Genomic DNA, 25,305 nt, shown 5'->3' with positions numbered 1-25,305 from the left:
GGGTGTTCTCGAAGAACAGGCGCCCCGGAGAAGAGGCGCCGATCTTTTGTGCTACTGCGGCTGCTTGCCGATGTAGGCGAGGATGCCGCCGTCAACATAGAGGATGTGGCCGTTCACGAAGTTCGAGGCGTCGGAAGCCAGAAAGACTGCCGGGCCCTTGAGGTCCTCGGGCGTGCCCCAGCGTCCTACCGGCGTCTTCGCGCAGATGAACTGGTCGAACGGGTGGCGGGAGCCATCAGGCTGGATCTCGCGCAGCGGGGCTGTCTGCGGCGTTGCGATGTAGCCCGGCCCGATGCCGTTGCACTGGATGTTCGCGCCGCCGAACTCGGAGCAGATGTTCTTCGTGAGCATCTTGAGGCCGCCCTTGGCTGCCGTGTAGCCTGCGATGGTCTCGCGGCCGAGCTCGCTCATCATCGAGCAGATGTTGATGATCTTGCCGTGGCCCTTCTCGATCATGCCCGGGATGCATGCCTTTGCCATGATGAAAGGCCCGACGAGGTCGATATCGATGACCTGGCGGTAGTCCTCGACGGACATGTCGAGCATCGGGATGCGCTTGATGATGCCGGCATTGTTCACGAGGATGTCAGGCGTCGTGCCGAAGGTCTCGGAGATCTTGTCCATGAGGCCCTTGACCTGCTCCTCGACCGTGACATCGGCCACGAAGCCATGGGCTGTGATGCCGAGCTCCTTATACTTCTTCTCTGCCTCGTCGATGCGCTCCTGGCGGCGGTCATTGAAGGCAATCTTGGCGCCTGCCTGTGCAAGCGCCGTCGCGATGGCAAAGCCGATGCCGTAGGTGGCACCGGTCACGAGGGCAAGCTTCCCCTCGAGGGAGAAGCTCTTCTGGGGGTCGAATCTCTCTTCCATCCATATCCTCCTAGAGGTCTCATATCAGCGATCAGCGTTCCTACTGTGCAATTCTGATAGTAAACCAGTTTTGCAAACTTGCAAGAGAGCAAATGGATGCTCCGGGAAATTTGCCGGCAAAGATAGGTATCAGCCACACATTATGCAGAAAGGATGCTTATACGTCGTATGGGGCTGATAGCAAAACGGTTTAATAGCGAGGGGAGCGCGCGGTGGGCCGCCTGGCGTGTCTGGCAGGAGGGCGCATGCCTTCTTCGAGAAAACAGAGCAAGGAGCCCTGCCGGCAGGTCCGGTCAGGGCTCCTTGAAGCATCAGGCTCAATGCAGCTTTCTCAGCGCTCGGGGATGAAGCCATCCGAGTAGTCGGGCTTTGCAAGCCAGCGCTTCCTCAGAAGGAAGGCAACGGCCTTGGGCTGGCGGTCGCGGGTGAAGGCGCCCTTCCTGTTGCCGTCGACTCTCATGATGCCCTCGGTGGTCTGGAAGTCGCAGAGGTTCCAGGGCTGCTCTCCGCAGATCCAGTCGAAGGAATCGAAGATCTTGTGCTGGAGCTCGAAGAACTCGAGCTGGTACTCCTCGCTCCACATGACGCTCGGCAGCTTGTGCACTCCTGCCATGGTATCGGTGCCGTACTCGGTGAACATGAAGGGCTTGTCAGGCTCGAGCTTCTCCCATGTATGGAGCTCTTCTTTGAGGATCTGCTCGGCATCCTGGATGCGCGGGCCGCCCGACACGTACCATCCGTCATAGCGGTTGAGCATCATGAAGTCGGCAAGATGGGTGCATTTGTCGATGCCGGCGCGGCACCGGGTGACATTCGTGTAGCTGCGCGGGCGCTTCTGCGGGTCGAGCTCCTGGGCCCGGGCGAAGACCTTCTCGGCGTAGGGGACGGCTGCCTCGGAGGAGAAATCGGGTTCGTTGAACAGCGACCAGGCACAGACGCTTGCGTGGCGCTTGTCGCGCTCGATGAGCTTTTCCAGGGCGGCAAGGTGTGCCGGCAGGGTCTTTTCCTGCACGGCAGGATCGTCGAAGAAGGTGGCGCCCTGCGCCTTGGTCGTGGCATCGGCGAAGTTCTTGGTCGAGCGCAGCATGCCGACAGCGGCTACCTCGTCGATTACGAAGAAGCCTTCGCGGTCGGCCTCGTAGAGCTGCTCTTCGGCATACGGATAGTGGCTCGTGCGGAAGGAGTTTGCGCCCATCCACTTCAGGAGCTCGAAGTCGCGGTGGTTCACGACGGGGTCTGTGCCCCTGCCATGGACCGGCGAATCCTCGTGGCGCCCGAAGCCCTTGAGGTAGACCGGATGGCCATTGACGAGGATCTGACGGTGCGAGATCTCGACGGTCCTGAGCCCGATCTCGTCGTACCACTCGTCGACGAGCGCATCTTCGTCCCAGATCTCTGCACGGAAGGTGTAGAGGTAGGCAGCGCGCAGGTTCCAGAGATGGGCAGAGGCGATCTCGATCGTGCCGGCAGAGCCCAAAGCCGCGCCGACCTCGCCTCCATCCTCGTCGAGGACATGCACCTCGACGCGGTGGGTGCCTGTCGTGCGCACCGTGTAGCTGACGCGGGCCGTGGAGCCACCATCTGCCTGGGGCACGATCTGGGTCGTGACCGCAAAGTCCTCGATGCGCTCTTTCGGGGTGGCAAGCAGGCGCACCGTGCGGTTCAGGCCGCTGTAGTTGAAGAAGTCGAAGTAGGGCGCGCAGATCTTTGTGCCATCGCGCAGCGTCGCCGTGCCGCCACAGGGGATGGTATGCTCGGTGAGCTCGTTGTTGACAAGGACGGCGACCGTATTCCAGTCGTTGAACCGCACATGGCCATTGAGATGGGCCACGAAGGGCGTGAAGCCCCCTTCGTGGGAGGCGATCTCGTCTCCGTTCACGAAGACCCGTGCACGGTGCGTCGCGGCATCGAAGCGGATGTCGAGCTCCTTGTCCTGCCACTCGCCGGGGATGAAGACCTTCCTGAGATACCAGAAGTCGCCGTAGTACTCGCGGCTTGCCTTGTCGGTGAAGATGTCGTTGAAGCTGGCAGGCACCGGCATCTCGATCGGGTCGGGAAGGCCTTTGGCCCACCCCTGGGCGACTCCCCGGCGCTCGGGATCGAATTGGAAGTCCCAGACGCCCGAAAGGTCCTCGATGCGGCGGGTGCGTGTGATGCGGGGATAGAGCGATGCAAAAGACATTTCGAAACCTTTCTTGTTGTACAGGCTCGGGTCCGTGCCGGGGGCGGGTGTGGCCTGAGGTAGTATGGGGCAAGTATTGCAGATTGGATCTTGATGGCAGGACGCAGGCCCAGGATATGCGCATCCGGTCATGGCTGTTCCGCATCAGATCCCTGTCTGGGAAGGCAGCGTGGAGCCGTGACGCCCGAAGAGCTCGACAGGCAGCTGAGGACGCTCTCAGACCATGAGCAGCTCTACCGAAACGGTGCTGCCCCTGCGCCCGAGCGGCGCAGGTTCGTGGATGTCGGCGGCCAGCAGGTCATGCTCTCGCGCTTCCAAGCGGGAAAGCCGGGGACACCGGGCATTCCGTCTCCGTTCATCCGCGCCAAGCGCCATTCCCGCTTCCGGAACTATCCGCTGCACATGCATGACTTCGTCGAGCTTGCCTACATGTATAGCGGGCATTGCCTCGAGGTCGTGAACGACGGGATACTCGACGTGGCGAAAGGGCAGGTGCTGCTCGTCGACTCCGACACCGTCCACACGATTCAGCCGCTTTCAGAAGACGACATCCTCGTGAATGTCCAGATCGACAAGCGCTACTTCGATACGAGCTTCTTCAGCAGGTTCGACTCGGACAGCATCGTGACCTCCTTCTTCGTGCGCTCGATCTCGAAAGGGGCGGCGCATGACAGCTTCATCCTGTTTCCTTCGCAGGCAAGCCGCCGCCTCCCGCTCTTCATGAACGAGCTTCTCTGCGAGGCATTCGATCCCTCGCCGCGTTCGGAGGAGATGGCAGATGCGCTGCTGACGCTCGTGCTTGCAGAGCTCGTGAATGTCTGCGAGCTCAATGCCGGCTCGGGGACAGCGCCGCTCGAGAGCCCAGCGCTCGATGTGCTGCGCTACATAGAGGCCAACTACCGTACCTGCACGCTTTCCGGGTGTGCCCGCGAGCTCGGCATGAGCACGAGCTATATCACGAAGATGCTCAGATCCGAATGCGGCCAGACCTTCAAGGAGCTGGTCCAGAAGCAGCGCATCATGGTAGCCGAGCGCCTGATTGCAGGAGGCGTGTCCTCCATTGCGGATGTGGCGTCAGAGGTCGGCTACCAGAACATGAGCTACTTCTACCAGATCTTCGAGCGCGAGTGCGGCATGCTTCCGGGCGCCTGGCGCCAGCACTGTCTCGAGCAGGCGCAGAACAGATAGCAGAAGCCTGGCAGTAGCGCAGGCTGCCGCCAGGCAGGAAATGGGGGGCGAAGCTAGTCCTCGAGCAGGGCCGGATCCGTGATCATCGAATCATCGAAACCGAAGAGGTAGGTGCCCACGGCTGCGCCGACAAAGCCGATGGCTGCACAGATCGGGGCAGCCCAGCCGCCGGGGAAGAAGAACAGCGCCGGCATCGTGATCAGGTTCACGCCGATGAAGGCCGTGCGCTGAAGTCCTGTCACGGCGATGGGCACGGAAGCGGCAGCAGAGGCGATGCAGGCAATGACAAAGGGCTTCTTGAACTTGAGGTTCACGCCGTAGATGGCAGGCTCGGTCACGCCGGCAAGAAGCGCCGTGATCCAGTTCGGGCCGGCAAGCTCCTTGAGCTTGAGGTTCTTGGTCTTCAGGAAGACGCCGAGGCAGGCACCGGCCATTGCGAAGTTGCAGCCCCAGGAGAGCGGGGAGAGCCAGTCATAGCCTAGCGTGGCCATATTGTTGAGGACGATCGGCGTGAAGGCGGCATGGGCGCCGAAGATGATGAGGATCGGCCAGAGGCCCGCGAAGACCATGCCGGCGACGATCGGGGCGACATTGTAGACAGCCAGGATCGCATCGGCGATGAAGACGCCAACAATCTGGAAGATCGGGCCGACGCAGATGAGCTCGACAGGCACCAGGACGATTAGGCAGATCATGTAGCCGAAGAGCGAGAACAGCGTCTGGTTCATGTGGCCCTTGAGGAACTTCTCGAGCTTCGCGAGCAGCCAGGTCATGATGACCGGCGGGATGACAGAAGAGGCATAGGAGACAAGCGTCACCGGGATGCCGAAGAAGTCGAGCGGAGTATGGGCGGCGTAGGCTGCGGTGATCGAGGTATAGAGCATCGGGAACACGACGGCAAGCGCCACATACTTGTTCGTCTTGAACTTCTCGGCAGCCGAGACGGCCAGGACGAAGGGAAGGAACTGCATGAAGCCGTCGGCACCGGCATACAGGACCGTATAGGCACCGGTCTGGCTGAAGCCGGGAATGAAGTTGGAGAGCATGATCAGGAGTGCCTTGAGCATGCCGGACGCGATGAAGCCGCCCATGAAGGGGAAGAAGATGCCGGAAACCGTCTCGGAGAAGCGGTCGAAGACATTGCCCTTCTTCTGCTCATCCCCTGCCGGGACCTCGCCGCCGGCAAATTGGGTGCCGAGCTCGGCGACGGCAGCATCGTATGCCTGCTCGACATCGGTGCCGATCACGACCTGGTACTGACCATTGCCGTGCACGACATCGATCACGCCGGCAGTCTTCTTGACAGAAGTATCATCTGCCTTGGACTCGTCCTTGAGGACGAAGCGCAGGCGGGTGACGCAGTGCGTCACGGAGACGATATTGTCCTTTCCGCCGACCTCGTCGATCACAGACGCTGCGAGAGCCTGGTAATCCTTTGCCACGTCGCATCCTTTCTCCCAGAAGGCATCGCGCCTTCCCCTGTGTGCTGACAGCCTCAAGTAAACCGAAATCAAGGGAGTGGCACGATAACGTAAAGCGGAGAAGAATTGACCAAACTGTTATAACAGTATCGCGGCAAACGGCTGGAATATGACTGTGAACGGTTGGCTATATGCGGGAAGACTGACCATATTGGGAGCAGATGGGGCATAAACAGGTATAACAGATATCGAAGGTGCTACTGCGTCCTGTGCACAGTGTCTGCCAGAAGCGCACAGCGCTGTCCTGCGGGTGCCAGCAATCGATGCTGGCAGTCCTCTGGCTGCTGTCTGTGCTTCCACCTTCTCCGGTGTCCAGAAGGCATGGCAGGCGCCTGGCAGAGCTCTGTGCCTGCTTCGTGAAGAACCTCGGCTCCTCCTATGCCCAGATCTTCCCGCGTGGCGCCTGCACTGCGGCAGGGGATGCCTGGGGCAGCGGCACGAACTGCATCGGCACCGGCCCCTACAAGATGGAAAGCAACGACGGCACGACCGAGGTCGTGCTCGTGAGCAACGACTCCTACCATGGAGGAAAGCCTCCTCTCGACGCAGTGCACTATCGCTACTTCGATGATGTCAACACCAAGATGCTCTCATTCAAGAACGGGGACATCGACTGGTGCGATCTTGATGGGTCGCTTCTGGCAACCTATCAGAAGGACCCCGATGTTCAGGACCTGATCGTCTCCTACGACACCTTGGGCACCTATTTCGTGGCGCTCAACCTGAGCGAAGGAAAGGGCCTCGAGGATGTCGATATCCGTCGGGCGCTGTCTTTGGCGATCGACCGCGATACGCTTGTCGCGACCGTACTCTCAGGTGCCGGCAGGCCGGCAAGCGGCTTCCTGACACCGCAGGAGCCGGGCTTCGACGACGATGCGCCGGTCTTTGCCTACGATCCAGACGAGGCGGCACAGATCATAGCGGAGAAGGGAGAGTCTCCTGCCCTTTCGCTTCAGGTGAGAGCCCAGGACCAGAACGTCGCTGTCGCCCTCCAGGACTTCTGGTCGAGGGCAGGCATCAGCTGCGATGTGAGCACCGTCGACAACGGTGTCTGGGCACAGGATAGGGCAGCGGGCAATCTGCAGATGACGCTCCTGGGATGGTTCCCTGCCTACGCAGACGGTGACAACAACATGTATACCTACTTCTTGAGCACGACAGCACAGAAGAATTCCTCCTTCTACAGCAATGCCCATGTAGACGAGCTCCTGGTTGCCGCCCGGGCATCGACCGACGAGCAGGCGCGGGCAGACATGTACAGGGAAGTGGACGATATCGTGACGAGGCAGGACTATGCCGTGCTTCCGCTCTTCTATCCGAAGCACCAGTTCGTCGCAAAGGATTACGTCAAGGGTGCAAAGGTCGGAAACCTCATCTATCATGTGCGCGGAGTCGACATCGATGTCTCGAAGGAAGACTATCTGGCAGGCTGATGCCAAAGCATTCGGAATCGTTGTCTCTTCCGGCAGTGCTGCATCCAGTTTTCAAGAGGACGGAAGCCGATTGCGCCGTGCATGCTTCGCATCCTCTTGTCTGGCGGCATCTTCCGGCGGTACAATGCAAGACAGGCGGACGGATTCGCCCCGTCCCCGAATCCCTAGTCTAGATCTGCTAGGGTTCTTTCAAAGCTCCTGCGCTATCTGCGCGGGGGCTTCATCTTTCTCGCCTCCTCATAAGCGGAGGGTCGACAGGACAAGCTGGGCTACAAGAATCAGAATTTCAAGAACATCGTGAACTTCTTTCATTGATGTGGCTGGCGTCTTTGAGACACCGCGTTGACCTCCCCTCCGAATCCCGCGATGATGTGCCGAGAGGGCACGGATTGCGAGGTTCGGTTTGTCAAAGACGACGAGGAAGACCTACCCGCCAAAGTTCAAGATGGCGGTCGCGATCGACGTGGTGAGGGGCGAGAAGACCCTCTCCCAGGTAGCCGCGGAGCACGGCGTGAGCCCGTCCTTGGCCGCGGAGTGGCGCGACGAGCTGCCCGACGGCGCCGACGACGTGTCCGACAAGACCCAGCAGGAGCGCGAGAGGAAGAGGTCGGAGGAGGCCGCGCGAAGGAAGTACGACGAGGCACTGCCCGGGGAGCTGCCGCGCGAAAGGGTGAGCTGTAATCTTTTGGTGGACAGTGGGACAGCAGGGACTGGCAACAGATATGCTCTGTCCAGATACCCACCTACCAACACCAGCAGATTGGAGAGATGAGATGTCGCTAAGCGCAAGCGAGATAGAGAAGGCAAAGTCCCGCACGAAGCCGGGGACACCCAAACACTACACTGAAGAAGTATTGCCTCGAGGCCATCGAGTACTACAGGAAGGCACGTAAGGCCAACCCGAAGAAGAGCATCAGAGGATGCGCCGCGAAGCTTAAGGATCAACGACAAGACCTTAAACGACTGGATCATCAAGCACTCAAAGACCGGAAGGGTCACCCAGGAAAGGACCGACGAGCACAAGCAGCTCGACGCAGTGAACAGGCGTATACACGAGCTCGAGAGCGAGAATAAGTTCCTAAAAAGTGGCAGCCTTCTTCGCCGGAAGCCTCTGACCAAGGACAGGTTTTAGCTCATGCTGGAGAAGAGGGCAACCTACAGCGTTTCGATGATGGAGCGCGTACTGGAGCTGAGCAGGGCTCACTTCTACAGATGGCTCAAGGCCAAAGGCGGTGAGGACCTATGGGGTCCTATCAAGGAGGCCATCTGCGCGATATGGGAGGAAAGCGACAGGCGCTTCGGTTTTCGCAAGGTCTGATCCAAGCTCACAGGAGACCCAAAGTTACGCAAAATTTACAGGCACGACCCGCTATCGCGTACGGAGGTGCATAGTCGAGCTGGGCATCTGCGGCATCTGATCCAATGCATCGAAGAGAACGACGGTGCCCGCACCGGATGTCCCCGAGCGTCCCGACCTCACCCGGCGCGGCTTTTCGTGTCTCGTGCCGACAGCCAAGCTCGTGGGCGATACAACCTATCGCAGGACCACGGCAGGCTTTATATATCTTACCGTCGCGCACGATCTGTGCACACGCATGGTGGTGGGCTGAAGCATACAGGACAACATGAGGGCAGGCCTTGTCGTCTTTGCCCTGAAGATGGCATATTCGCGCGGATACGTGGCTGGAGGGGCCATATTCTAAGCAGCCCAGGCAGCCAGTACATAAGCTCAAAGTTCGCCGCCTGCTCAGCCGTACCCGACGTGAGGCTCTCCGTGGGGAGAACCGGAAGCTGCCACGACAATGCTGTAGCCGAATCCTTTTTCGCCACGCTCAAGAACGAATGGTACTACCACAAGCGCCTCTTAGATGCATCCACGACCAAGCACAAGGCACACGAGTTTAATCGAGTCGTACTACAACCGCTTCTGCCCGCATAAGTCCATAGGAGATCGCGTGCCGGAAGAGGTGATGCAGGAGTTCTTCGAGCGCCTCGAGAGAGGCCTTACATACGATCCAAAGGCGATGCAGACCGCATAAAAAATCTGAGATTTCTCTGTCCATTATATTGACAGGGCTCACTGTTCGGTCGTTCTTCGCCGTCCCGGGGAACATTCCCCGGCGTACTTCATCGCCTTTCCTGAAAGGTATCCAACGTCGATCCCCTTCGCGCACCACCTGCGCACGATAAGCGAGCCGATGTTGTTCTTCTGGTCCACAATTGACCAGGGCGCCCGATTCCGCCTCGTCGAGCAGAGCCTCGATGTTCTCCTGGCACCTGTCCTGCCTGCGGCTGATCCTGATGGAGCCGTCCGGTTTCAGGCCCACTGCCCGGAGGAATGGCCTCCTGACATCTATTCCGAGATAGAAGCGCTGCGGCCCGAACTAGTCTTTCTGCTTGCACTCCATGGTGGTACTTTCCTTACTGTCCAGCGTGTCTGAGGGACGACATCCACACTACCCTGCTTATCGTGCGGCACATCCCTATCAGCCGTTCTCAGACAGACCACCATCCCTTGGCAGCAACGCCCCCCGGGCCTTCGTAAGAGGCAGGGGTACACGGCTGTCCAGGGAAGACTAGCCAGCAGCCCCCTTCAGGACCATCTACAAGGTTAGGGAATCAGGTTAGGGAATCCGCAGGCAAAGCATTGTCGAAACCCCAAAGCTCGGAGAGGCCCCAGGAGCTGTTGCTTACTGTAATGGGCCACATGAGGCGACTTACCTATTGAACGATATTGCAAATATATGTATGATATAAATATAGACAGAATATATGATGACATATTCGAGTAGGATCAGACCAATGCTGAACTTAATGCCAAGAAACATGGTGTTACCTTCGAGGAAGCCACAACGGTGTTCTCGGATGCTTACGCTTTGGTCATCAACGATCCTGATCATTCGGAGCAGGAAAATCACTTTATGATTCTTGGACTTGCACTTACCGCGGAAGTGCTTGTTGTATGTCATTACTGGCGGGATGAGAACCGCATACGCATCATTTCGGCGAGGAAGGCGACCAAACGCGAGGATGGGCAGTATTGGAGGTGTCGCCATGAGAGATGAATACGACTTTAGCGAGGGGAAGAAAAATCCCTATATAAAGATGATAAAAAAGCCTGTCACAATGAATATCGATGTGGCCACTATCGATTATTTCAAGGAAGAATCGAGACGAACCGGAGTTCCGTATCAGACCATCATAAACATGTTTCTTGGTGAGTGTGCCAAAGAGGGCAAACATTTGACCTTTGCATAGGCAACTATGATGGGGCTTGCATAATGCTTTCATATATGCACGTGAAGAGTATCTAAGTGGAACTGGGGCTACTGATTGCGGTAGGCTTGGCAGATTTTAAGATCCTTGAGCCCATCATTGTGATGATGGGCTAGCTAGGGAAACGATCTGACCAGTATCAATATTTCGGATGGCAGATTGTCAAGCTGAGTGCAACATCTCCCTAAAGACCTCGTTGGCTGTCCTGTATCCAAGGACCTTCCTCGCCCTGTCACAGATCAGCTCCACCGCATGCTGCACCTCCTCGTTTGTGACCTTGCTGAAGTCGCTGCCCTTAGGGGAAGAACTCCCGCAGGAGCCCGTTGGTGTTCTTAACTGTTAGCTTCTGCCATAGATGGTGAGGGTCGCAGAAGTAGAACTGCACGCCTCAAAGGGCATCTGTGACATCTGTATGCCCTGCGAGCTGCTTGCCCCACTTAGGGGTGAGCGTCTCGAGGGGACGTCCCTGCAGCAGCCCGACCTCGGCTTTGGAGACGCTCCTGCTGTCGTGGTGGCATCTCTTTGCGAGAAGCAGCCTCACTGCCCTGTCGGCAAGCACAAGCAGGCACACGGGCCCTGCTGCCACGAGCGTGTCGTCCTCCCAGTCTCCGAGACGAGACCTCTCATCGGCCTGCTTTGGCCTCTCCTCTACGGTGTGTAAGATCTCGATCTTGCCCTTTGGTCTTAGGCCTCTTGCTGCGATCCTCTTCCCCTTCCTGCGCAGGTGGCGCCGCACCTTGCCTTGCGGGCCGGATCCCGGCAGCTCGAGGGCGGCGGCTACGGACCTGCCGGTAAGAATAGTCGGCAGGCTCAACGGTGCACCTGCCGCCACCCTCGAGCTGAGATGTCGTCTATCTGCTCCAGGGACCAGTGTCTGTCCATGATGAGTAAGCGCACCTTCTGCGTAAGTGCAGAGTCTGAAAGCCGCCTTTTCGGCCTGCATCTCCTGCGGCGCTCATCCGCCCTCCTTTTGGGCAGCACATGCCCTAAAGCGTCCGTGCCGTGCGTTCCTCTTGAGCTCGCGGCAGATGCTGGAGCTGTCCCTGCCGATCTCTGCTGCGATATAGGCGATTGGCCTTCCCTCTGCATGCAGCGTGGCTATGCAGTCCCTCTCCTGAGGGCTAAGATGTGTGTAGTGGCATATTCCTTCTAGCTTTCGACGTTGATTGAGACAACCAACATCGTAGCCTTCCGGAGTGTGCCACACCTGCATTCAGCGGGCTATCCTGTTGCACTCAGAATGCTAATCTGCCACCCGAAATATTGACACAGGTCAACCTTTCTTGCTATCAGTCAGGATATGGATGGACACTTCAAGTTCGTTGTCGCGAGGGCGAAAACGTCGAAAGCCCCCATCTTCACCTTCGAAGATACCAATATGCGCATACGCTTCTCCATCGGTGCCCGCGCCTTCGCGGGCCGCTGGGCACAGGCTGACTCCACGCATTACATGGCTGCCTGTGTTGGTAGCTATACCGACATGATCATCAAGGTCGCCAAGATCATGGAAGTGTCTTCAGAGCCTGGACGGGATCTCGGCTTGTGTTTGGTGTGGTGCAAACAGACAGCACTGCCATGCTCAGACGCCCTTGCTCCGCATACAGCCTTCGGGTAGACCAAAGCGATCATGCACGATACAGATAACGCTTTCCTGAAAGTTTCTTTCATTTCAGAAGGATAAGGGGAGAGGTTTCAAGAAACTTACCCATCAGTATGGCTCATGCCTGCAGAAGCCGTGTATGCCCCTGATAAGTTTGTAGCATACGAACTGGATGCAAGCAAGCGAGGGGGAAGCTGGATGTTCGACCATCTGTTTGCGCCAATCACCATCAATGGCATGACACTCAAGAACCGCATCGTTGCGGCTCCTACCGGCGATCTATATGAAGAGAAGGCACTTGGCGGCGCTGCCCTGGTCATTGCGGGCCATGCTATCGTCGAGCCGGGACGCTCGAGCTTCGCAAGCGGCGATGAGCCGTGGCCGTTCGAGAAGTATGAGCGTGAGGCAACCCACGAGCGCGTGATGGGCGTTCATCGTGGTGGTGCCCGTGCTTCCGTGGAGATCTTCCATGGCGGACTGCATGCACGCATGAAGGATTATGCCAAGGGTCCCTGCAGCTATACGCGTGAGGATGGGGTCGAAGTGCGCGGCATGGACGAAGCCATGATGCAGGAGACGCTCGACTGGTACGCAAAGACGTGCTCAGGAGCTGTGAAAGCTGGCTTCGACTCGATCTTCCTGCACTTCGGCCATGGATGGCTGCCTGCACAGTTCCTCTCTCCGCTCTACAACCACCGCACCGATGAATATGGTGGGAGCCTGGAGAACCGTGCAAAGTTCCCGCTCCGCATCCTGGAGATCGTGCGCAAGACCGTGGGACCGCGCTACCCGGTGGACATGCGCATCAGTGCATCTGAGTGGGTGCCAGGCGGCATTGCTTTCGAAGATGTCGTCGAATTCTGCAAGATGGCAGAGCCGTACGTCGATGCCATCCAGATTTCCTCAGGCATCGATGTCAACAAGGTCGCAAACGTGCATACGGTCACAAGCAACCTCGAGGAGGAGATGCCCAACCTCAAATGGGCACGCGAGGTTAAGCGTGCAGTGAAGGTGCCGGTAGGGGTTGTCGGCGGTGTGTTGACGCCGCAGATGGCAGAGGATGCCATTGCGGCAGGAGATGTGGACATTGTTGCTTTGGGCCGTGAGCTCATTGCAGATCCCGAGTGGGCCAAGAAGGCAGAAGAGAACCGTCCAGAGGATATCTCCCCCTGCCTGCGCTGCTCAAACTGCTACCACATTGCCTCCGACCACTGGAATGTGGGCTGCTCCGTGAACCCCCGCTATCACCATGAGACCTTCGTTCCTGCCAAGATCGAGCAGGCGGAGGAGCCCAAGCGCGTCGTCGTGGTGGGTGCAGGCCCTGGCGGCTTGAAGGCAGCAATCAGTGCCTGCGACCGTGGACACAAGGTGATACTGATCGAGCGCGAGCAGGAGCTTGGCGGCATGCTGCGCTTTATCGCGAAGGAACCTCATAAGGCTGAGGTGGCACGTCTCCTCGAACACTACCGGATTCAGATCGCAAAGCGTGATATCGATGTGCGTCTGGGATGTGAAGCGACACCTGAACTCGTGAAGTCGCTTGAGCCCGATGCGCTCTGCATCGCTATCGGCGCCACGGAGCGGGTTCCGAGGATCGAAGGCCTTGAGGGTCCCCATGTGATGGTGGGCACGCAGGCAATACTTCACGAGAACGAGCTTGGCCAGCGTGTCGTCATTCTTGGTGGCGGCTCTATCGGCTGCGAGCTTGCTCTTGCTTCCGCTGAGCGCGGACGCGACGTCACCGTGGTCGAGATGTGTGACCATCTGGCTGGCAATGCGAACAGCCTCTACCAGGAGGCACTTCGCCAGAAGTTTGAGCTGCATCCCAACATCCAGGTGCTCACGAGCTGCTCGTGCCAGAAGGTTGCAGAGGGAGTGGCGCGCTGCACAATGGCAGACGGCACAGCCCGCGTGATTCCTTTCGACGACATGGTTATCTCGACGGGCATGGCAGCACGTTCCAAGGAAGCCGAGGCGCTTTACGGCATTGTCCGCAACACGGTTGCGATAGGGGACTGCACAAGGCCTTCGAACATTATGAACGCGGTCTTCGAGGGGCACTCATTCGCGCTCTGCATGTAGAGGGATTCATGAGCCATAAGAGCTTTGGTGGGCAAGCCACATGACAGGCAATGCAATCCGTAGCCTGACATGTTGTTTGGATTTTCTGTATGATAGGGAAGGAACTAGAATGGCTAAGGATTACACGGATCTTTGTCGCAGCATCATCAAAGGAGTAGGCGGAGCAGATAACATCACGAATGTCATCCACTGCGCCACAAGGCTGCGCTTCAGCCTGAAGGATCCTGGCCGCTTTGACCAGGATGCACTCAAGAAGCTTCCTGACGTGCTTGGCACCGCTATCGGAGCTGGCACCTATCAGGTGCTCATTGGCAACCAGGTTGAGCGTGTCTATGACCAGCTGCTGGACCTGCCAGAGATTTTAGGGCGCGGTATCACGAAATCTGCGGGCATCGACGACCCTGTGACGGCAGCCGCAGACGATGCTGCGAAGCTCAGACTTCTGGACCGCTTCACGCGCATGATGTCTGATGTCTTTACGCCGTATATTCCGATGCTGGCTACGGGCGGCATTGCATCTGGTGTCATTGGCCTGCTTACCAACATGGGTGTCGTCGCGTCAGACAGCCTGACCTATCAGACGTTCTACGCCATCTTCTATGGCCTCATCAACTTCTTCCCGATTATGCTTGCCTTCACGGCAGGCAAGCACTTCAGGTGCAACCCCTATGTGGCTGCCACGCTTGGTGCTTCCATCATGTATCCGGGCGTGTCCAATCTCCTGGTCACGGGAGAGACGGTGAACCTTCTGGGCATCAGCTTCCCGGCGTTCAACCTGAGCGGCAGCTTCATCCCCATTCTACTTGCAGTCTTCTGCATGAGCTACGTTGAGCACTTCCTCAAGGAGGACCTGCCTGAGAGCACGCAGTTCATTTTGGTGCCGCTTGTGTGCCTCGTACTCTTCGTGCCTCTTACCATCATGGTCTTCGGGCCTCTTGGTGGACTTCTTGCCAACGGCATTCTTGCTGTGTATAACGTGCTTGCTGCTTCTCCGGTTCTCCTTGAGACGGTCTTTGGCGCCTTCTTCAGCCTTGTCATCCTGCTTGGCCTCCACTGGGCAGTCCTTCCCATCGAGCTTGGCATCCTCAGCAGCCAGGGCGTCGAGTACAGCCTTGCTGCTGGTGGCATGGGCAACTACGCCGTCCTTGGTATCTGCCTTGCTGTGATGGTCTTTGCAAAGAATCAGGAAGACAAGAGCGTTGCTGGCTCTGCAGCCTTCACGAACTTCCTCTGCGGTATCACCGAGCCCGGTCTCTACGGCGTGGTCCTTCGTAACAAGAAGCTCATTGCGGCACTCATCTACTCTGGCGGTCTTGCGGGTCTGATCATGGGCCTCGGGAATGTCGGTGCTACGAACTTCGCCTTCTCTGGCCTTCTTGCTTTCGGTGCCTGGTTCGGCGCCCAGAACTTCCCCGGCTACTGCCTCGGCATCCTCGTAAGTGTTGCAGCAAGCTTCATCTCTACCTCTGTCCTTCTGAAGAGCGGACAGGTTAAGGACTTCGACTAGGCCAAGCCATCCCCCACATGGGCTTCTGGCATTCAGGCCGCACAACTGGTATCTTGGTCGTGCGGCCTGCCTGCATTAAGGGCCGCCTTAGGAGGGCATATGATTCTGGAACGGCTCAAGGAATGCGATGGATTCTCGAAGACGGAGTGCATTATTGCACGCTATCTCCTCGAGAATGGCAGCACGGTACGGGATGCATCGGTAGAGCGGCCCGCAGAGTTCACTGAGTCTTCGCCTGCAACCATTGTCAGGCTCTGCAAAAAGCTCGGAGCTCAGGGATACCGCGATTTCCGCGTTGCATTCGTGGCGGAGTGGGAGCAGTCGAGGCATTCGGTTAGAATCGATGCGAACATGCCATTCGACCGTGACGACTCATACGAACAGGTGGCTTGGAAGCTTGGCAACCTTGCTGCAAATGCTATCAACAATGCAATATCTGGTTTCGACCAGCAGCAGGTAGACCGTGTGGTGAAGATTCTTGCGGATTCCGACGTGGTGAATGTCTTTACGGTCGGCACATCTATTCCCGCTGCGTTGGATTTCAAGACCAAACTTGTTCGTATCGGCCGCCAGGTCAATGTGGACCAGGATGCGTTCGTGCAGCGCGGCTATGCGATATCTGCTCCGGCACATTCCTGCAACATCTTGATATCACTCTCAGGGGAGACTGAGATGATTGTCTCCTACGCGAGGATCCTCCAGGCGCGTGGACGCCATACCCTTGCTATCACAGCTGACCCTTTCAGCAGGCTTGCATCTATATGCGATGAGGTCATCTGTCTGAATAGCAATGAAAGCGACTCGTTCTCTCGAAAGATCGAGACCTTCTCTTCCTTCGATGCAACCCATTTCGTCCTGGACTGCCTCTATAGTTGGCTCTTCCAGACGGACTACGACAGGAACATGCGCCATGCACGCGAGTCTCAGCGGACACTCATGGAGCTGACAAGCGACTCACGCTAACGTTCCCTGCTTGTGGGCAGGGATGTCGCTCAGTCTTCCGCTGGGCTGATTGCAAGAGAAGCGCTGCACTATGCAGTGGCTCTTGCATGCAACGATATCCAGCTATTCATTGAGCGCGATACCGTATCGTGCCAGCGTTTATGACATCTTTCGTGAGGGATGGATTCGTCCAGCGTCCAGCGTGCCTGTGGATTTGTCCCTTTTCTCATCATCTCGACATTGAGCCTATAGCACCACTCGAGAAGCCTCTCGTCGCTCAGCATGCGGTCGAATGCAGGTTTATTCCAGAATGTGTATGAAACGACACCTTTGGCTGCACGATAGAAATTGTGGCCAGGCAGGGAGGAATAGAACGGCTTGAATCCTTATCGCCTTCGGGACGCTTGCAGTTGATCCTGCCAAAGACATTGGCTCCATCAGTCCAGATAATGAGCGTCTCGAGCGTGCCCCAGGTAATGCAGACAGCGCATTCTGCGGTCGTGTCCGTAAAGTGGTGTAAAGGGCGGGCGAGCCAGAGGCCCGCCGCCAAGGTGTGCTCGCAGTCACCAAACAACGAGGACACCCAAGAGGACGGCCATGGCTCGAATCAATCTTACACTGGACCAGGACGAGGTACTGGGGCTGCTTACCGACGGGGGCGGGGACGCCTTCAGGCTGCTGCTCCAGGAGATGCTCAACGGGGTACTGAGGGAGAAGTCAGCCGAGCAGCTGTGCGCCCAGCCCTACGAGCAAATGCAGAAGCGCACCGATAGCCACAACGAGACGAAGGCAAGGCCCCTCACGACCAGGGTTGCCACCATCGAGCTGAAGGTGTTAAGGCAGCGCAACGCCCCGTTTGAGACCCTCGTGACCGAGATGGCCGTCGCGGGCGTCTTTGCAGTGAAGGTGGGCAGGGTCATAGAGGAGGTCTGCGAAAGGTCGTTCTCCAAGTGCTCCGTCTTTGAGGCCTGCGCCGAGCTGCTCTGAGCCCTGTCAATATAATGGACAGAGAAATCTCAGATTTTTTATGCGGTCTGCATCGCCTTTGGATCGTACGCAAGGCCTCTCTCGAAGCGCTCGAAGAACTCCTGCATCACCTCTGCCGGCACGCGATCTCCTATGGACTTATGCGGGCGGAAGCGGTTGTAGTATGACTCGATTAAACTCGTGTGCCTTGTGCTTGGTCGTGGATGCATCTAAGAGGCGCTTGTGGTAGTACCACTCGTTCTTGAGCGTGGCGAAAAGCGATTCGGCGAGCGCATTGTCGTGGCAGCTTCCGGTTCTCCCGACGGAGAGCCTCACGTCGTGTGCAGCTGAGCAGGCGGCGAGCTCTGAGCTTATGTACTGGCTGCCTGGGCTGCTTAGAATATGGCCCCTTTGGCCACGTATCCGCGCGAATATGCCATCTTCAGGGCAAAGACGACAAGGCCTGCCCTCATGTTGTCCTGTATGCTTCAGCCCACCACCATGTGTGTGCACAGATCGTGTGCGACGGTAAGATATATAAAGCCTGCCGTGGTCCTGCGATAGGTTGTATCGCCCACGAGCTTGGCTGTCGGCACAAGACACGAAAAGCCGCGCCGGGTGAGGTCGGGGCGCTCGGGGGTATCAGGTGCGGGCAGCGTCGTCCTCTTCGATGCATTGGATCAGATGCCGCCTATCTCCAGCTTAGCCATGCACCTGCGCACGCGGTAGCGAGTCGTCACTGTAAATTTTGCGTAACTTTGGATCTCCTGTGAGCTTGGATCAGACCTAGCAAAAGCTAAAGCGCCTGTCGCTTTCCTCCCATATCACGCAGATGGCTTCCTTGATAGGACCCCATAGGTCCTCACCGCCTTTGGCCTTGAGCCATCTGTAGAAGTGAGCCCTGCTCACCTCCAGTACGCGCTCCATCATCGAGACGCTGTAGGTTGCCCTCTTCTCCAGCATGAGCTAAAACCTGTCCTTCGACAGAGGCTTCCGGCGAAGAAGGCTGCCACTTTTTAGGAACTTATTCTCGCTTTCGAGCTCGTGTATGCGCCTGTTGGCCCTGTCGAGCTGCTTGTGCTCGTCGGTCCTTGCCTGGGTCACCCTTCCGGTCTTGTTGTGCTTGATGATCCAGTCGTTTAAGGTCTTGTCGTTGACCTTAAGCTTCGCGGCGCATCCTCTGATGCTCTTCTTCGGGTTGGCCTTACGTGCCTTCCTGTAGTAGTCGATGGCCTCGAGGTGATACTTCCTCAGTGTAGTGTTTGGGTATCCCCGGCTTCGTGCGGGACTTTGCCTTCTCTATCTCGCTTGCGCTCAGCGACATCTCATCTCTTCAATCTGCTGGTGTTGGTAGGTGGGTATCTGGACAGAGCATATCTGTTGCCAGTCCCTGAATCCCACTGTCCACCAAAAGATTACAGCTCACTGGTCACATTCGACGCCCACGGCGGCCTGCGCCGCGCGGTCTTTGAGGTCTACCCAGAAGGCGGCCTGGCAGCGCTGCATCGCGCACGTCAAGCGCGACGTGCTCGCTAGGATCGACTCCGGGGAGGGCCTGACGGCGCGCCCTCTACCATCGCGCCGTCGACGAGCTAAGGACATTCGCCCCGTCGGCGGCCAGGGTGGTCAAGGACACCGAGCTTGCCGCCCTCGCATATCTGTCCTTCCCCAGACAGCAGTGCCTTAAGATCTGCACCAACAACGTGATGCAGCGCATGAACGGCAAGCTCAAGCGCAGGGGCCGGGCCGTGCAGGTATTCCCGTCGACGGGGTCAATCATGCGGCTTCTCGCCGGCATTATCGGTAAGCTCAACGCCGAGTGGGAGTGCAGGAGGCTGTTCATGTCGAAGGAGTCACTAGAGCCCGTTTTCTTCCTTAAGAGGGCAAAGATGCGCATCAAGGAGCTGGAGGAGGACGAGGAGGCGCACTCCGATGCGAGGGTGATCATGAAGCTGGCGATTGATAAGTACGAGAGAGCGGCATAAAGTTACGCCAACGCAGGAGGCTGCCGATATCGAGACTGGCGCGGCCCTATTCTTACACCACAAAATCCGACACAATCCAATGAAGCATTCTTTTGGTCTTCTTGATACATCTGATATTCCAATCTTTGAGTCAGATGTTCGGATTTTTGGCGGCACATCCAAATCTACCGCTCGCCGCCACCTCTAAGAATATCCAGTACAACGTACTGGAGCGGTGCTATAAATAAGCACAGTGCATTGTACTGCAGCTGCCCGGGAGCTGGAACAGTGTGCTGCATCTGCAGCGGCTTAGCCGAGTGGAAGGACTAGCTATGAGATATCTGCTTCTGGTGAGCCATGGAACAATGGCTCCGGGCGTATCGAGCGTACTGGACATGCTGGTAGGGCATCACGACAACGTGCTTGTGTGCAACATGCCTGATGGCATGGGGGCAGACAAGTTCGTCGAGAACCTCAAGAAGACGCTTACGCCGGTTGGGGCAGACGACGAAATTGTCGTTCTCGGCGATGTTATCGGAGGATCTCCGCTTACGAACACGATGAACGTTCTGACGGAGAAGGGCCTTTTATCCCATACCCATGCCTTCGGTGGCCTGAGCCTGCCTATGGCGATCACTGCCGTGATGGGCGACGATGTTGCATTTGACGAGCTGGCTTCCCAGATTGTCGACGAGGGACGCGCTGCCATCCGCGAGATCGAGATCGATCTTACCGACGACGAAGAGGATGAGGACGATCTGTAAGCATGCAAAAGCGGAGCCAGAGGGGCTCCGGGCAAAGAAAGGGGAGGGACATGATCTCATTTGTCCGCATTGACGACCGCATGATCCATGGGCAGACCGTCACAAGATGGGCACTCGAGTATCCCTGCGACGGCATCATTGCCGTGAACGATGCTGCGGCATCCAACAAGGTATTGAAGTCCGCCTACAAAGGCGCAGCTCCTGACAAGAAGATCTTCGTTTGGACCAAGGAGCATTTCAAGGAGAAGGCACAGAAGGTGCTCGAGAGCAGCTCCCGCTATTTCCTCATCACGAAGAATCCGCTCGATATGAAGTGGATCCTCTGCGACCTGGGCTTTGTTCCCTCCGATGTGAAGACCGTCATCGTCGGTCCGTGCAACGACCGTCCGGGTGCCGTGAAGCTGGGCAACAACCAGTCCATCACCCCCGAGGAGGCACAGGCGCTTGAGGACATCACGAAGAAGGGCTACGACGTCGTCTTCGCGCTTCTCAAGGACAACTCGATTGGCCCCTGGTCGAAGTTCCGCGACCAGTTCGATCTCAAGTAGGCACAGCTTCTGCCTCTGTACGAAGAAAGGAACGCTATGGAAATCAATGTATTCCAGGCAGCATTGCTCGGCTTATTCGCCTGCCTGGCATCACTGCCCGGCATGGGCGGCACGACGATAGGCAACTATACGCTCGGCCGTCCCCTGGTCGGTGGCCTTGTCGTCGGTCTGATTCTGGGCGATGTCCAGACTGGCATCATCGTTGGCTCCGCTATCCAGATCGTCTACATCGCGCTGGTCACTCCGGGCGGGACTGTCTCCGCAGATGTGCGTGCCGTCACCTATATCGGCATCCCGCTCTCAATCCTCGCGATCCATGCACAGGGGCTTGATCCCTCTTCGACCGAAGCAGCAAACCTCGCAGCAGCCCTCGGTGCAGCAGTTGGCACGCTCGGCACCGTTCTCTTCTATGGCACCGCAACGCTCAACCTGGTCTGGCAGGGTATCGGCTGGAAGGTCATGGAGACGAAAGATTGGAGCAAGATCAAGAAGACTATTCCTCTCGTCGACGTCGTCTATCCCTGGATCTCCCACATCCTCTTCTCCTTCCTTCCCACGTTTGTCATCTGTCTCGCTGGCGCCGGCATGGTCCAGATCATGAAGGACTACCTGCCGATGAACGGCATCGCAATGAAGACGCTGTTCACGGTCGGCTCCCTGCTGCCTGCTGTCGGCATCGGCATCCTCTGCAAGCAGGTCATCACCAAGCCGCTTGACTGGGTCACGTTCGCCTTCGGTTTCACGCTTGCTGCAGTGCTTCACTGCAACCTCATTGCGTCCGCAGTCATCGCTGTCTTCTTCGCGATGATCAACTTCGAGATTCAGCAGCTGAGGACGCAACTCAAGAATGGCACTGTCGCCCTTGCATCCGGCGACGAGGATGATGAAGACGAGGAGGACATCTGATCATGGCAGACATGAACAAGAAGCTGTCGAACAAGAAGTTGTCCGAGAAGGCGCTGTCACGGTCCTTCCACAACTGGGCTTACGGCAACCTCACCTGCTTCTCTCAGGAGCATATGCAGACGTTTGGCTATCTGTTCGCAATGCTCCCTATCGTGGAAGACCTCTACGACAAGGATGAGGACAAGGTCAACGCACTCGAGACCTATACGACCTTCTTCAACACCGAGCCACAGATCGGCACCATGGTCGTCGGCCTGACAGCAGGCCTAGAAGAAGCACGCGCCAACGGCGAGCCTGTCGAGGACGAGACCATCAACGGCATCCGTGCCGGCCTCATGGGACCTCTTGCAGGTCTTGGTGACTCCATCATCGTTGGCACGTTCATCCCCATCCTTCTCGGCATCGCGCTCGGCCTTGCCCAGGGCGGCTCTGTCCTCGGCCCGATTTTCTACATCGTGGCTTGGAACGTGCTCATGTACTTCGGCATGAAGTTTGCCTATCGCCGCGGCTATAAGCTCGGCGGCTCGGCAGTCGAAGCTCTCGTCGGTCCCCAGTCCGAGGCACTGCGCAACTCTATCATCATGGTTGGCACCATCGTTATCGGTGCTGTCGCTGCAACGTGGATTTCTATCGACACGGCACTTGTCCTTCCGGGCCTTGGACCCTTGTCGCGCGTCCTGTGGTCGAGCTCCCAGACGGTCTCTGCCGATGCACTTGCTTCCTCTGGCTCCGTCACCCTCAATGTCTTTGGCTCTGGCATCTATCCGAAGATCCTGAACTTCGCCTTCGTTTACCTCTGCTGGTGGCTCATGACAAAGAAGAAGGCCTCTGCAACGAAGGTCATGCTCATCATGGTCATTATCGCCTTCGTCGGCGTCCTGATTGGCTTCTTCGATCCGGGCTTGTCCTACTAGCACGATTGCTCTTCTGGGAAGAGGGAAGGCAGGAGGGGATTCCTGCCTTCCTTTTCTGTATGCCGGGGAATGTGAAAGGATGGTATGGGATGACAAGAAATGATGCGCAGGCAAAGAAGCGTGCACAGCTCGTGAGCGAGGCAAGGGCACAGACCGATGCCATCCAGCGGCTGGAGACCTGGGCAAGAGTTTTCTATGGGCTGCTTGCATTGGGCATCATCCTCGGGCTCTGGCACTTCACGTACAACGGCCCTGCTGCGGCAGGCATAGCGGGCATCATCCTTACTATACTTTCCGGTGCGCTTGCGGCTGTGTTCCATGTTGGCATCTCCCATGCGAAGAAGAATGTCGCAGCGCTCCTCCGTGCAGCAGGCATTGACCTGGCAACGGGGCGTCCCATCGACGAGAAGACCGGCAAGCCAGTTGGTGGATCGGAGGAGAAGAAAGCTTCAGCCAAGAGATCGGCTGGCTCCGATTTCGCCCTGGCAAAGCAGGCACTCAAGATCCTCTATGGGCGTCAGCCCCAGAAGAAATGAGCTTGAGCAGCCTCTCCGGCTTTCTGGAGAGGCTATCTTTGTCTTAGGTAGAAGGTGCATCTTCGAAAAGTTTCCTGCATCCCTCATCCTCGTCGCTCGTCGCGCAGACGAAGTTTGCCTTCTCTCTGACCTGAGGCACTGCATTGCCCATGACAATTCCTGTACCTGCCGTTTCGAGCATGGACAGGTCATCTGCTGTGTCTCCTATGGCTGTCGTGTATGCAGGCTCATCCGGCGCAGCGCATGCATCAGTAACGGCTGCTGCCTTCGAGATGCCGGCTGTATTCGCTTCGACTAAGATATCTGGCGAAGTCGAGACATGGCACTTGGGGAAGCGCTCCCTCAGCGAGTCGCGGACAGGGATGGTTGTCTCGGGGTTGCAGATGAAGAGGATCTTGCCGACCACCTTATCGTATACAAGGGCCGTAGCTCCTTTTCCCTGGGAGGATGTCTTTACGATGCGTTTCCTCGCGGGCAATCCTCGGGTCCTTGGGGCTCTTCACATACTAATGTTCGGTGGAATAGATGCTGGCAGCAGCATCGCTGAAATGCTCTTCGATGTGGTGCTCGATTGTAAAAGTAAGTTCGCGGCTGAATCCGTGTTCTGATAGTTCTTCCTTCAGCGTCAAGCAGGAGCCCTCCTCCATACACTGCAATCCAGACCCTTTCGAGTCTGTTCGCTCTGACGATTGGCATCATGCCCTGGGGACTTCTTGAAGAGGCGAGCACGGCTGTGCAGCTCCTGTTCATACAGTTCCTGAACGTGTCTGCCACTGCCTTACTCATCGTATGGTCACTCCTGAGCGCCATTCCGTCGATATCGCTGGAGAGCACCTTGCATTTGGATTTCATGGCTATCCTCTCTCTTGTTCTGGCATTCACGATAGAGGAGGGAAAAGGCAGCTTCGGCAAGGACAAATAAAAGGTAGTATGGATACATACCAGTAGTACCAATGAGAGACCAAGGACCAGCAATGGATGTGCTGGAACTCATTTCGCGTAATGGCATCGATCCTGCGAGTCCCATGATGCTGCGTGCTCAGATAGAGAGTCACATACGTCAGTTCATCGCGGCAAGCGCTCTCGTACCAGGGCCCCACCTTTCTGTCGAACACATGCTGCGCCCTTCTGAGAAACGAGACGCTCCTGTCATTCAGCAGGGTGGAGATATTCTGAGGCAAGCCTGTCATCACGAGGGCCACACAGTGATCCTTGCGGACAAAGAGCCGGTAAGTGGCTGCAAGGGCGGACATCTCATCGAGAAGGGAGGTGTCCCTATAGCTCTGTCGACTGATTTTTCTAGCCAGCCTCCTAGGGAAACGATGATTAATTCGCCTCGATGAGGTCACTGGGGCCACACGCTGTAGGCCGCCTGTTCAAAATGTCTCGAACCACGCAGTGCCTATACCCACATAGATGCCTATCTGCCTTCTGGATATGGTATAGCTACATCCACGCATTCCTGCATATCCAAAAGGAAGATATGGGCAGATAGATGAGCTTTTAGGACCTTAAATCCTAAGGTCTAGGGAGAAAGACTAAGCGAGAGGCACACCTGGAGCGAATGGATGTAATCGTTGCGTGGGACAGCTGGATTGCACTGGTAGATACCAGCTACCACGGACAGGCTCTTGTCAGGCATGTGCGCGCTGCAAAGACGAAGCTTTAGGCTGTATCCTGCTTTAGGTCATGTTTGCTCTCTTAAGACGAGAGAACCTAAAGATGCTATCCTGGATTGCTACTCCTGGCAGCGCTTCTGTGCACGTAGACCTCATGCAAGCGCAGGTACCAGATGCGACGACACTTGCGAAGATGTGCCATAGCCTTAAAGCGAGAGGGACTCGGCAAGGCTTGTGCTTTGCGCCTGAACTTAGAAGCTTAAAAAGGCAGGGATCACGGCGCGGGGTGGCTCTATCGTGGATGTGACCTTCACCTGGGCCCTAAAGCTTCACGAAGAACCAAGACCGTACGCGTAACCCTTAAAGCGCACCAGTCCAAGAAAGGGGGAGCCTGGCGTATCGGATACAAGGCGCATATCGGCGTGGATGCCGGTAGCGGCCTTGTGCACGGTGTGGAGACGAGCGCCTAGAATGTATCTGACATATCCTGTGGCACATGCACTCGTAAGGGAAGATGACAGGTTCTG

At 57.2% G+C, this 25,305-nt stretch carries 29 protein-coding genes and 3 pseudogenes; 21 read left to right on the top strand and 11 right to left on the bottom strand.

Translation table 11 applies throughout. From position 1 onward, the window contains the following. Nucleotides 1-51: 51 nt before the first annotated feature. Together J4859_RS10820 and uidA are read right to left on the bottom strand one after the other, a co-directional pair. Nucleotides 52-870 (bottom strand): gluconate 5-dehydrogenase, encoded by an 819-nt coding sequence (locus J4859_RS10820; protein WP_212329767.1) that lies wholly within the window; start codon nucleotides 868-870, stop codon nucleotides 52-54. A 331-nt stretch (nucleotides 871-1,201) separates the two neighbouring features. Beyond that, the gene (uidA, locus tag J4859_RS10815) at nucleotides 1,202-3,052 is read right to left on the bottom strand and encodes a beta-glucuronidase (RefSeq protein ID WP_212329765.1); all 1,851 of its coding nucleotides are present in this window, start codon (nucleotides 3,050-3,052) and stop codon (nucleotides 1,202-1,204) included. A gap of 177 nt (nucleotides 3,053-3,229) precedes the next feature. Between uidA and J4859_RS10810 the strand changes: the two genes are divergently transcribed. Then, nucleotides 3,230-4,240: an AraC family transcriptional regulator gene (locus J4859_RS10810; RefSeq protein ID WP_212329763.1), complete on the top strand. Its 1,011-nt coding sequence runs from the start codon at nucleotides 3,230-3,232 to the stop codon at nucleotides 4,238-4,240. A 53-nt stretch (nucleotides 4,241-4,293) separates the two neighbouring features. Here J4859_RS10810 and J4859_RS10805 read toward each other — a convergent pair whose 3' ends face one another. Beyond that, entirely contained in the window at nucleotides 4,294-5,682 is a 1,389-nt protein-coding gene (locus tag J4859_RS10805) for a PTS transporter subunit EIIC (protein WP_212329761.1), read from the bottom strand. A gap of 347 nt (nucleotides 5,683-6,029) precedes the next feature. Here J4859_RS10805 and J4859_RS10800 point away from each other — a divergent pair, with 347 nt between their 5' ends. From J4859_RS10800 to J4859_RS10780, 5 genes are all read left to right on the top strand, one after another. Then, complete coding sequence (locus J4859_RS10800) at nucleotides 6,030-7,154, top strand: ABC transporter substrate-binding protein (RefSeq protein ID WP_212329759.1); 1,125 nt, start codon at nucleotides 6,030-6,032, stop codon at nucleotides 7,152-7,154. 403 nt (nucleotides 7,155-7,557) lie between these two features. Beyond that, the gene (locus J4859_RS10795; protein ID WP_212329757.1) at nucleotides 7,558-7,926 is read left to right on the top strand and encodes a transposase; all 369 of its coding nucleotides are present in this window, start codon (nucleotides 7,558-7,560) and stop codon (nucleotides 7,924-7,926) included. Nucleotides 7,927-8,289: 363 nt separating this feature from the next. Next, complete coding sequence (locus tag J4859_RS10790) at nucleotides 8,290-8,472, top strand: hypothetical protein (protein ID WP_212329156.1); 183 nt, start codon at nucleotides 8,290-8,292, stop codon at nucleotides 8,470-8,472. Nucleotides 8,473-8,596: 124 nt separating this feature from the next. After that, nucleotides 8,597-8,764 (top strand): hypothetical protein, encoded by a 168-nt coding sequence (locus J4859_RS10785; RefSeq protein WP_212329755.1) that lies wholly within the window; start codon nucleotides 8,597-8,599, stop codon nucleotides 8,762-8,764. A gap of 152 nt (nucleotides 8,765-8,916) precedes the next feature. Next, nucleotides 8,917-9,093: an integrase core domain-containing protein gene (locus tag J4859_RS10780; RefSeq protein WP_212329753.1), complete on the top strand. Its 177-nt coding sequence runs from the start codon at nucleotides 8,917-8,919 to the stop codon at nucleotides 9,091-9,093. Nucleotides 9,094-9,231: 138 nt separating this feature from the next. Here the strand turns inward: J4859_RS10780 and J4859_RS10775 are convergent, their stop codons facing one another. After that, complete coding sequence (locus tag J4859_RS10775; protein WP_212329751.1) at nucleotides 9,232-9,372, bottom strand: hypothetical protein; 141 nt, start codon at nucleotides 9,370-9,372, stop codon at nucleotides 9,232-9,234. Between the two features lie 586 nt (nucleotides 9,373-9,958). Between J4859_RS10775 and J4859_RS17800 the strand changes: the two are divergent. Both J4859_RS17800 and J4859_RS10765 read left to right on the top strand, forming a co-directional pair. Continuing rightward, nucleotides 9,959-10,219 (top strand): annotated as a pseudogene (locus J4859_RS17800) (BrnT family toxin); the annotation flags it as partial. Next, entirely contained in the window at nucleotides 10,185-10,412 is a 228-nt protein-coding gene (locus J4859_RS10765) for a hypothetical protein (protein ID WP_212329749.1), read from the top strand. The pseudogene J4859_RS17800 and the gene J4859_RS10765, both read left to right, overlap by 35 nt. A 406-nt stretch (nucleotides 10,413-10,818) precedes the next feature. Here J4859_RS10765 and J4859_RS10760 read toward each other — a convergent pair whose 3' ends face one another. Both J4859_RS10760 and J4859_RS10755 read right to left on the bottom strand, forming a co-directional pair. Further along, nucleotides 10,819-11,373, bottom strand: coding sequence for a hypothetical protein (locus J4859_RS10760; protein WP_212329747.1), 555 nt, complete (start codon nucleotides 11,371-11,373; stop codon nucleotides 10,819-10,821). Between the two features lie 12 nt (nucleotides 11,374-11,385). Next, nucleotides 11,386-11,643: a helix-turn-helix domain-containing protein gene (locus tag J4859_RS10755; RefSeq protein WP_212329745.1), complete on the bottom strand. Its 258-nt coding sequence runs from the start codon at nucleotides 11,641-11,643 to the stop codon at nucleotides 11,386-11,388. Nucleotides 11,644-11,730: 87 nt separating this feature from the next. Between J4859_RS10755 and J4859_RS10750 the strand changes: the two genes are divergently transcribed. The 5 genes from J4859_RS10750 to J4859_RS10730 all read left to right on the top strand — a co-directional run bounded on the left by J4859_RS10750 (nucleotide 11,731) and on the right by J4859_RS10730 (nucleotide 17,548). Beyond that, nucleotides 11,731-12,045: a hypothetical protein gene (locus J4859_RS10750; RefSeq protein WP_212329743.1), complete on the top strand. Its 315-nt coding sequence runs from the start codon at nucleotides 11,731-11,733 to the stop codon at nucleotides 12,043-12,045. A 105-nt stretch (nucleotides 12,046-12,150) separates the two neighbouring features. Next, nucleotides 12,151-14,112: an FAD-dependent oxidoreductase gene (locus J4859_RS10745; RefSeq protein ID WP_249113607.1), complete on the top strand. Its 1,962-nt coding sequence runs from the start codon at nucleotides 12,151-12,153 to the stop codon at nucleotides 14,110-14,112. A 109-nt stretch (nucleotides 14,113-14,221) separates the two neighbouring features. Continuing rightward, nucleotides 14,222-15,619, top strand: a complete 1,398-nt coding sequence (locus J4859_RS10740) for a PTS transporter subunit EIIC (protein ID WP_212329741.1) — start codon at nucleotides 14,222-14,224, stop codon at nucleotides 15,617-15,619. A 99-nt stretch (nucleotides 15,620-15,718) separates the two neighbouring features. Next, complete coding sequence (locus tag J4859_RS10735; RefSeq protein ID WP_212329739.1) at nucleotides 15,719-16,582, top strand: MurR/RpiR family transcriptional regulator; 864 nt, start codon at nucleotides 15,719-15,721, stop codon at nucleotides 16,580-16,582. Nucleotides 16,583-17,158: 576 nt separating this feature from the next. Then, nucleotides 17,159-17,548, top strand: coding sequence for a transposase (locus J4859_RS10730; protein ID WP_212329737.1), 390 nt, complete (start codon nucleotides 17,159-17,161; stop codon nucleotides 17,546-17,548). A gap of 138 nt (nucleotides 17,549-17,686) precedes the next feature. Here J4859_RS10730 and J4859_RS16325 read toward each other — a convergent pair whose 3' ends face one another. Both J4859_RS16325 and J4859_RS10720 read right to left on the bottom strand, forming a co-directional pair. Beyond that, a complete protein-coding gene (locus tag J4859_RS16325) occupies nucleotides 17,687-17,863 on the bottom strand; it encodes an integrase core domain-containing protein (RefSeq protein ID WP_249113606.1) in 177 nt (58 codons plus the stop codon). A gap of 450 nt (nucleotides 17,864-18,313) precedes the next feature. Beyond that, a complete protein-coding gene (locus J4859_RS10720) occupies nucleotides 18,314-18,490 on the bottom strand; it encodes a hypothetical protein (protein WP_212329735.1) in 177 nt (58 codons plus the stop codon). A gap of 629 nt (nucleotides 18,491-19,119) precedes the next feature. Here J4859_RS10720 and J4859_RS10715 point away from each other — a divergent pair. The 6 genes and pseudogenes from J4859_RS10715 to J4859_RS10690 form a co-directional block, all read left to right on the top strand. After that, a pseudogene (locus tag J4859_RS10715) lies at nucleotides 19,120-19,512 on the top strand (transposase); the annotation flags it as partial. A gap of 311 nt (nucleotides 19,513-19,823) precedes the next feature. After that, nucleotides 19,824-20,255 (top strand): PTS sugar transporter subunit IIA, encoded by a 432-nt coding sequence (locus tag J4859_RS10710; protein WP_212329733.1) that lies wholly within the window; start codon nucleotides 19,824-19,826, stop codon nucleotides 20,253-20,255. 50 nt (nucleotides 20,256-20,305) lie between these two features. Further along, complete coding sequence (locus J4859_RS10705) at nucleotides 20,306-20,803, top strand: PTS sugar transporter subunit IIB (protein WP_212329732.1); 498 nt, start codon at nucleotides 20,306-20,308, stop codon at nucleotides 20,801-20,803. A 36-nt stretch (nucleotides 20,804-20,839) separates the two neighbouring features. Beyond that, nucleotides 20,840-21,709, top strand: a complete 870-nt coding sequence (locus tag J4859_RS10700) for a PTS sugar transporter subunit IIC (RefSeq protein ID WP_212329731.1) — start codon at nucleotides 20,840-20,842, stop codon at nucleotides 21,707-21,709. Between the two features lie 11 nt (nucleotides 21,710-21,720). Continuing rightward, a complete protein-coding gene (locus J4859_RS10695; protein ID WP_212335270.1) occupies nucleotides 21,721-22,623 on the top strand; it encodes a PTS system mannose/fructose/sorbose family transporter subunit IID in 903 nt (300 codons plus the stop codon). A gap of 89 nt (nucleotides 22,624-22,712) precedes the next feature. Beyond that, nucleotides 22,713-23,159 (top strand): hypothetical protein, encoded by a 447-nt coding sequence (locus J4859_RS10690; RefSeq protein WP_212329730.1) that lies wholly within the window; start codon nucleotides 22,713-22,715, stop codon nucleotides 23,157-23,159. A gap of 43 nt (nucleotides 23,160-23,202) precedes the next feature. Here J4859_RS10690 and J4859_RS10685 read toward each other — a convergent pair whose 3' ends face one another. From J4859_RS10685 to J4859_RS17795, 3 genes and pseudogenes are all read right to left on the bottom strand, one after another. Then, the gene (locus J4859_RS10685; protein ID WP_256436723.1) at nucleotides 23,203-23,637 is read right to left on the bottom strand and encodes an HAD hydrolase family protein; all 435 of its coding nucleotides are present in this window, start codon (nucleotides 23,635-23,637) and stop codon (nucleotides 23,203-23,205) included. Nucleotides 23,638-23,665: 28 nt separating this feature from the next. Next, nucleotides 23,666-23,788: a hypothetical protein gene (locus J4859_RS17025; protein WP_256436722.1), complete on the bottom strand. Its 123-nt coding sequence runs from the start codon at nucleotides 23,786-23,788 to the stop codon at nucleotides 23,666-23,668. A gap of 34 nt (nucleotides 23,789-23,822) precedes the next feature. Then, a pseudogene (locus J4859_RS17795) lies at nucleotides 23,823-23,945 on the bottom strand (hypothetical protein); the annotation flags it as partial. Between J4859_RS17795 and J4859_RS16320 the strand changes: the two are divergent. Next, on the top strand, nucleotides 23,893-24,081 hold the full coding sequence (locus J4859_RS16320) for a hypothetical protein (protein ID WP_249113604.1): 189 nt from the start codon (nucleotides 23,893-23,895) through the stop codon (nucleotides 24,079-24,081). The pseudogene J4859_RS17795 and the gene J4859_RS16320 sit on opposite strands and share 53 nt — an antisense overlap. 1,011 nt (nucleotides 24,082-25,092) lie before the next feature. Next, complete coding sequence (locus J4859_RS17790) at nucleotides 25,093-25,248, top strand: transposase (protein WP_371812253.1); 156 nt, start codon at nucleotides 25,093-25,095, stop codon at nucleotides 25,246-25,248. Nucleotides 25,249-25,305 lie beyond the last annotated feature (57 nt).

This window comes from Atopobium sp. oral taxon 416, assembly GCF_018128285.1.
In the GTDB taxonomy this organism is placed as follows: Bacteria; Actinomycetota; Coriobacteriia; order Coriobacteriales; family Atopobiaceae; genus Olsenella_L.
Note: the sequence above shows the minus strand (reverse complement) of the source record. Positions and strands in the feature narration are given on the sequence as shown.

Bases quoted from the DNA above. Each gene is read 5' to 3' on its own strand.
- J4859_RS10820 (WP_212329767.1), bottom strand. From the start codon at position 870: ATGGAAGAGAGATTCGACCCCCAGAAGAGCTTCTCCCTCGAGGGGAAG.
- uidA (WP_212329765.1), bottom strand. From the start codon at position 3,052: ATGTCTTTTGCATCGCTCTATCCCCGCATCACACGCACCCGCCGCATC.
- J4859_RS10790 (WP_212329156.1), top strand. From the start codon at position 8,290: ATGCTGGAGAAGAGGGCAACCTACAGCGTTTCGATGATGGAGCGCGTA.
- J4859_RS10765 (WP_212329749.1), top strand. From the start codon at position 10,185: ATGGGCAGTATTGGAGGTGTCGCCATGAGAGATGAATACGACTTTAGC.
- J4859_RS10760 (WP_212329747.1), bottom strand. From the start codon at position 11,373: ATGCAGGCCGAAAAGGCGGCTTTCAGACTCTGCACTTACGCAGAAGGT.
- J4859_RS10755 (WP_212329745.1), bottom strand. From the start codon at position 11,643: ATGCAGGTGTGGCACACTCCGGAAGGCTACGATGTTGGTTGTCTCAAT.
- J4859_RS10750 (WP_212329743.1), top strand. From the start codon at position 11,731: ATGGATGGACACTTCAAGTTCGTTGTCGCGAGGGCGAAAACGTCGAAA.
- J4859_RS10745 (WP_249113607.1), top strand. From the start codon at position 12,151: ATGCCTGCAGAAGCCGTGTATGCCCCTGATAAGTTTGTAGCATACGAA.
- J4859_RS10740 (WP_212329741.1), top strand. From the start codon at position 14,222: ATGGCTAAGGATTACACGGATCTTTGTCGCAGCATCATCAAAGGAGTA.
- J4859_RS10735 (WP_212329739.1), top strand. From the start codon at position 15,719: ATGATTCTGGAACGGCTCAAGGAATGCGATGGATTCTCGAAGACGGAG.
- J4859_RS10730 (WP_212329737.1), top strand. From the start codon at position 17,159: ATGGCTCGAATCAATCTTACACTGGACCAGGACGAGGTACTGGGGCTG.
- J4859_RS10720 (WP_212329735.1), bottom strand. From the start codon at position 18,490: ATGCTGGAGAAGAGGGCAACCTACAGCGTCTCGATGATGGAGCGCGTA.
- J4859_RS10710 (WP_212329733.1), top strand. From the start codon at position 19,824: ATGAGATATCTGCTTCTGGTGAGCCATGGAACAATGGCTCCGGGCGTA.
- J4859_RS10705 (WP_212329732.1), top strand. From the start codon at position 20,306: ATGATCTCATTTGTCCGCATTGACGACCGCATGATCCATGGGCAGACC.
- J4859_RS10700 (WP_212329731.1), top strand. From the start codon at position 20,840: ATGGAAATCAATGTATTCCAGGCAGCATTGCTCGGCTTATTCGCCTGC.
- J4859_RS10695 (WP_212335270.1), top strand. From the start codon at position 21,721: ATGAACAAGAAGCTGTCGAACAAGAAGTTGTCCGAGAAGGCGCTGTCA.
- J4859_RS10690 (WP_212329730.1), top strand. From the start codon at position 22,713: ATGACAAGAAATGATGCGCAGGCAAAGAAGCGTGCACAGCTCGTGAGC.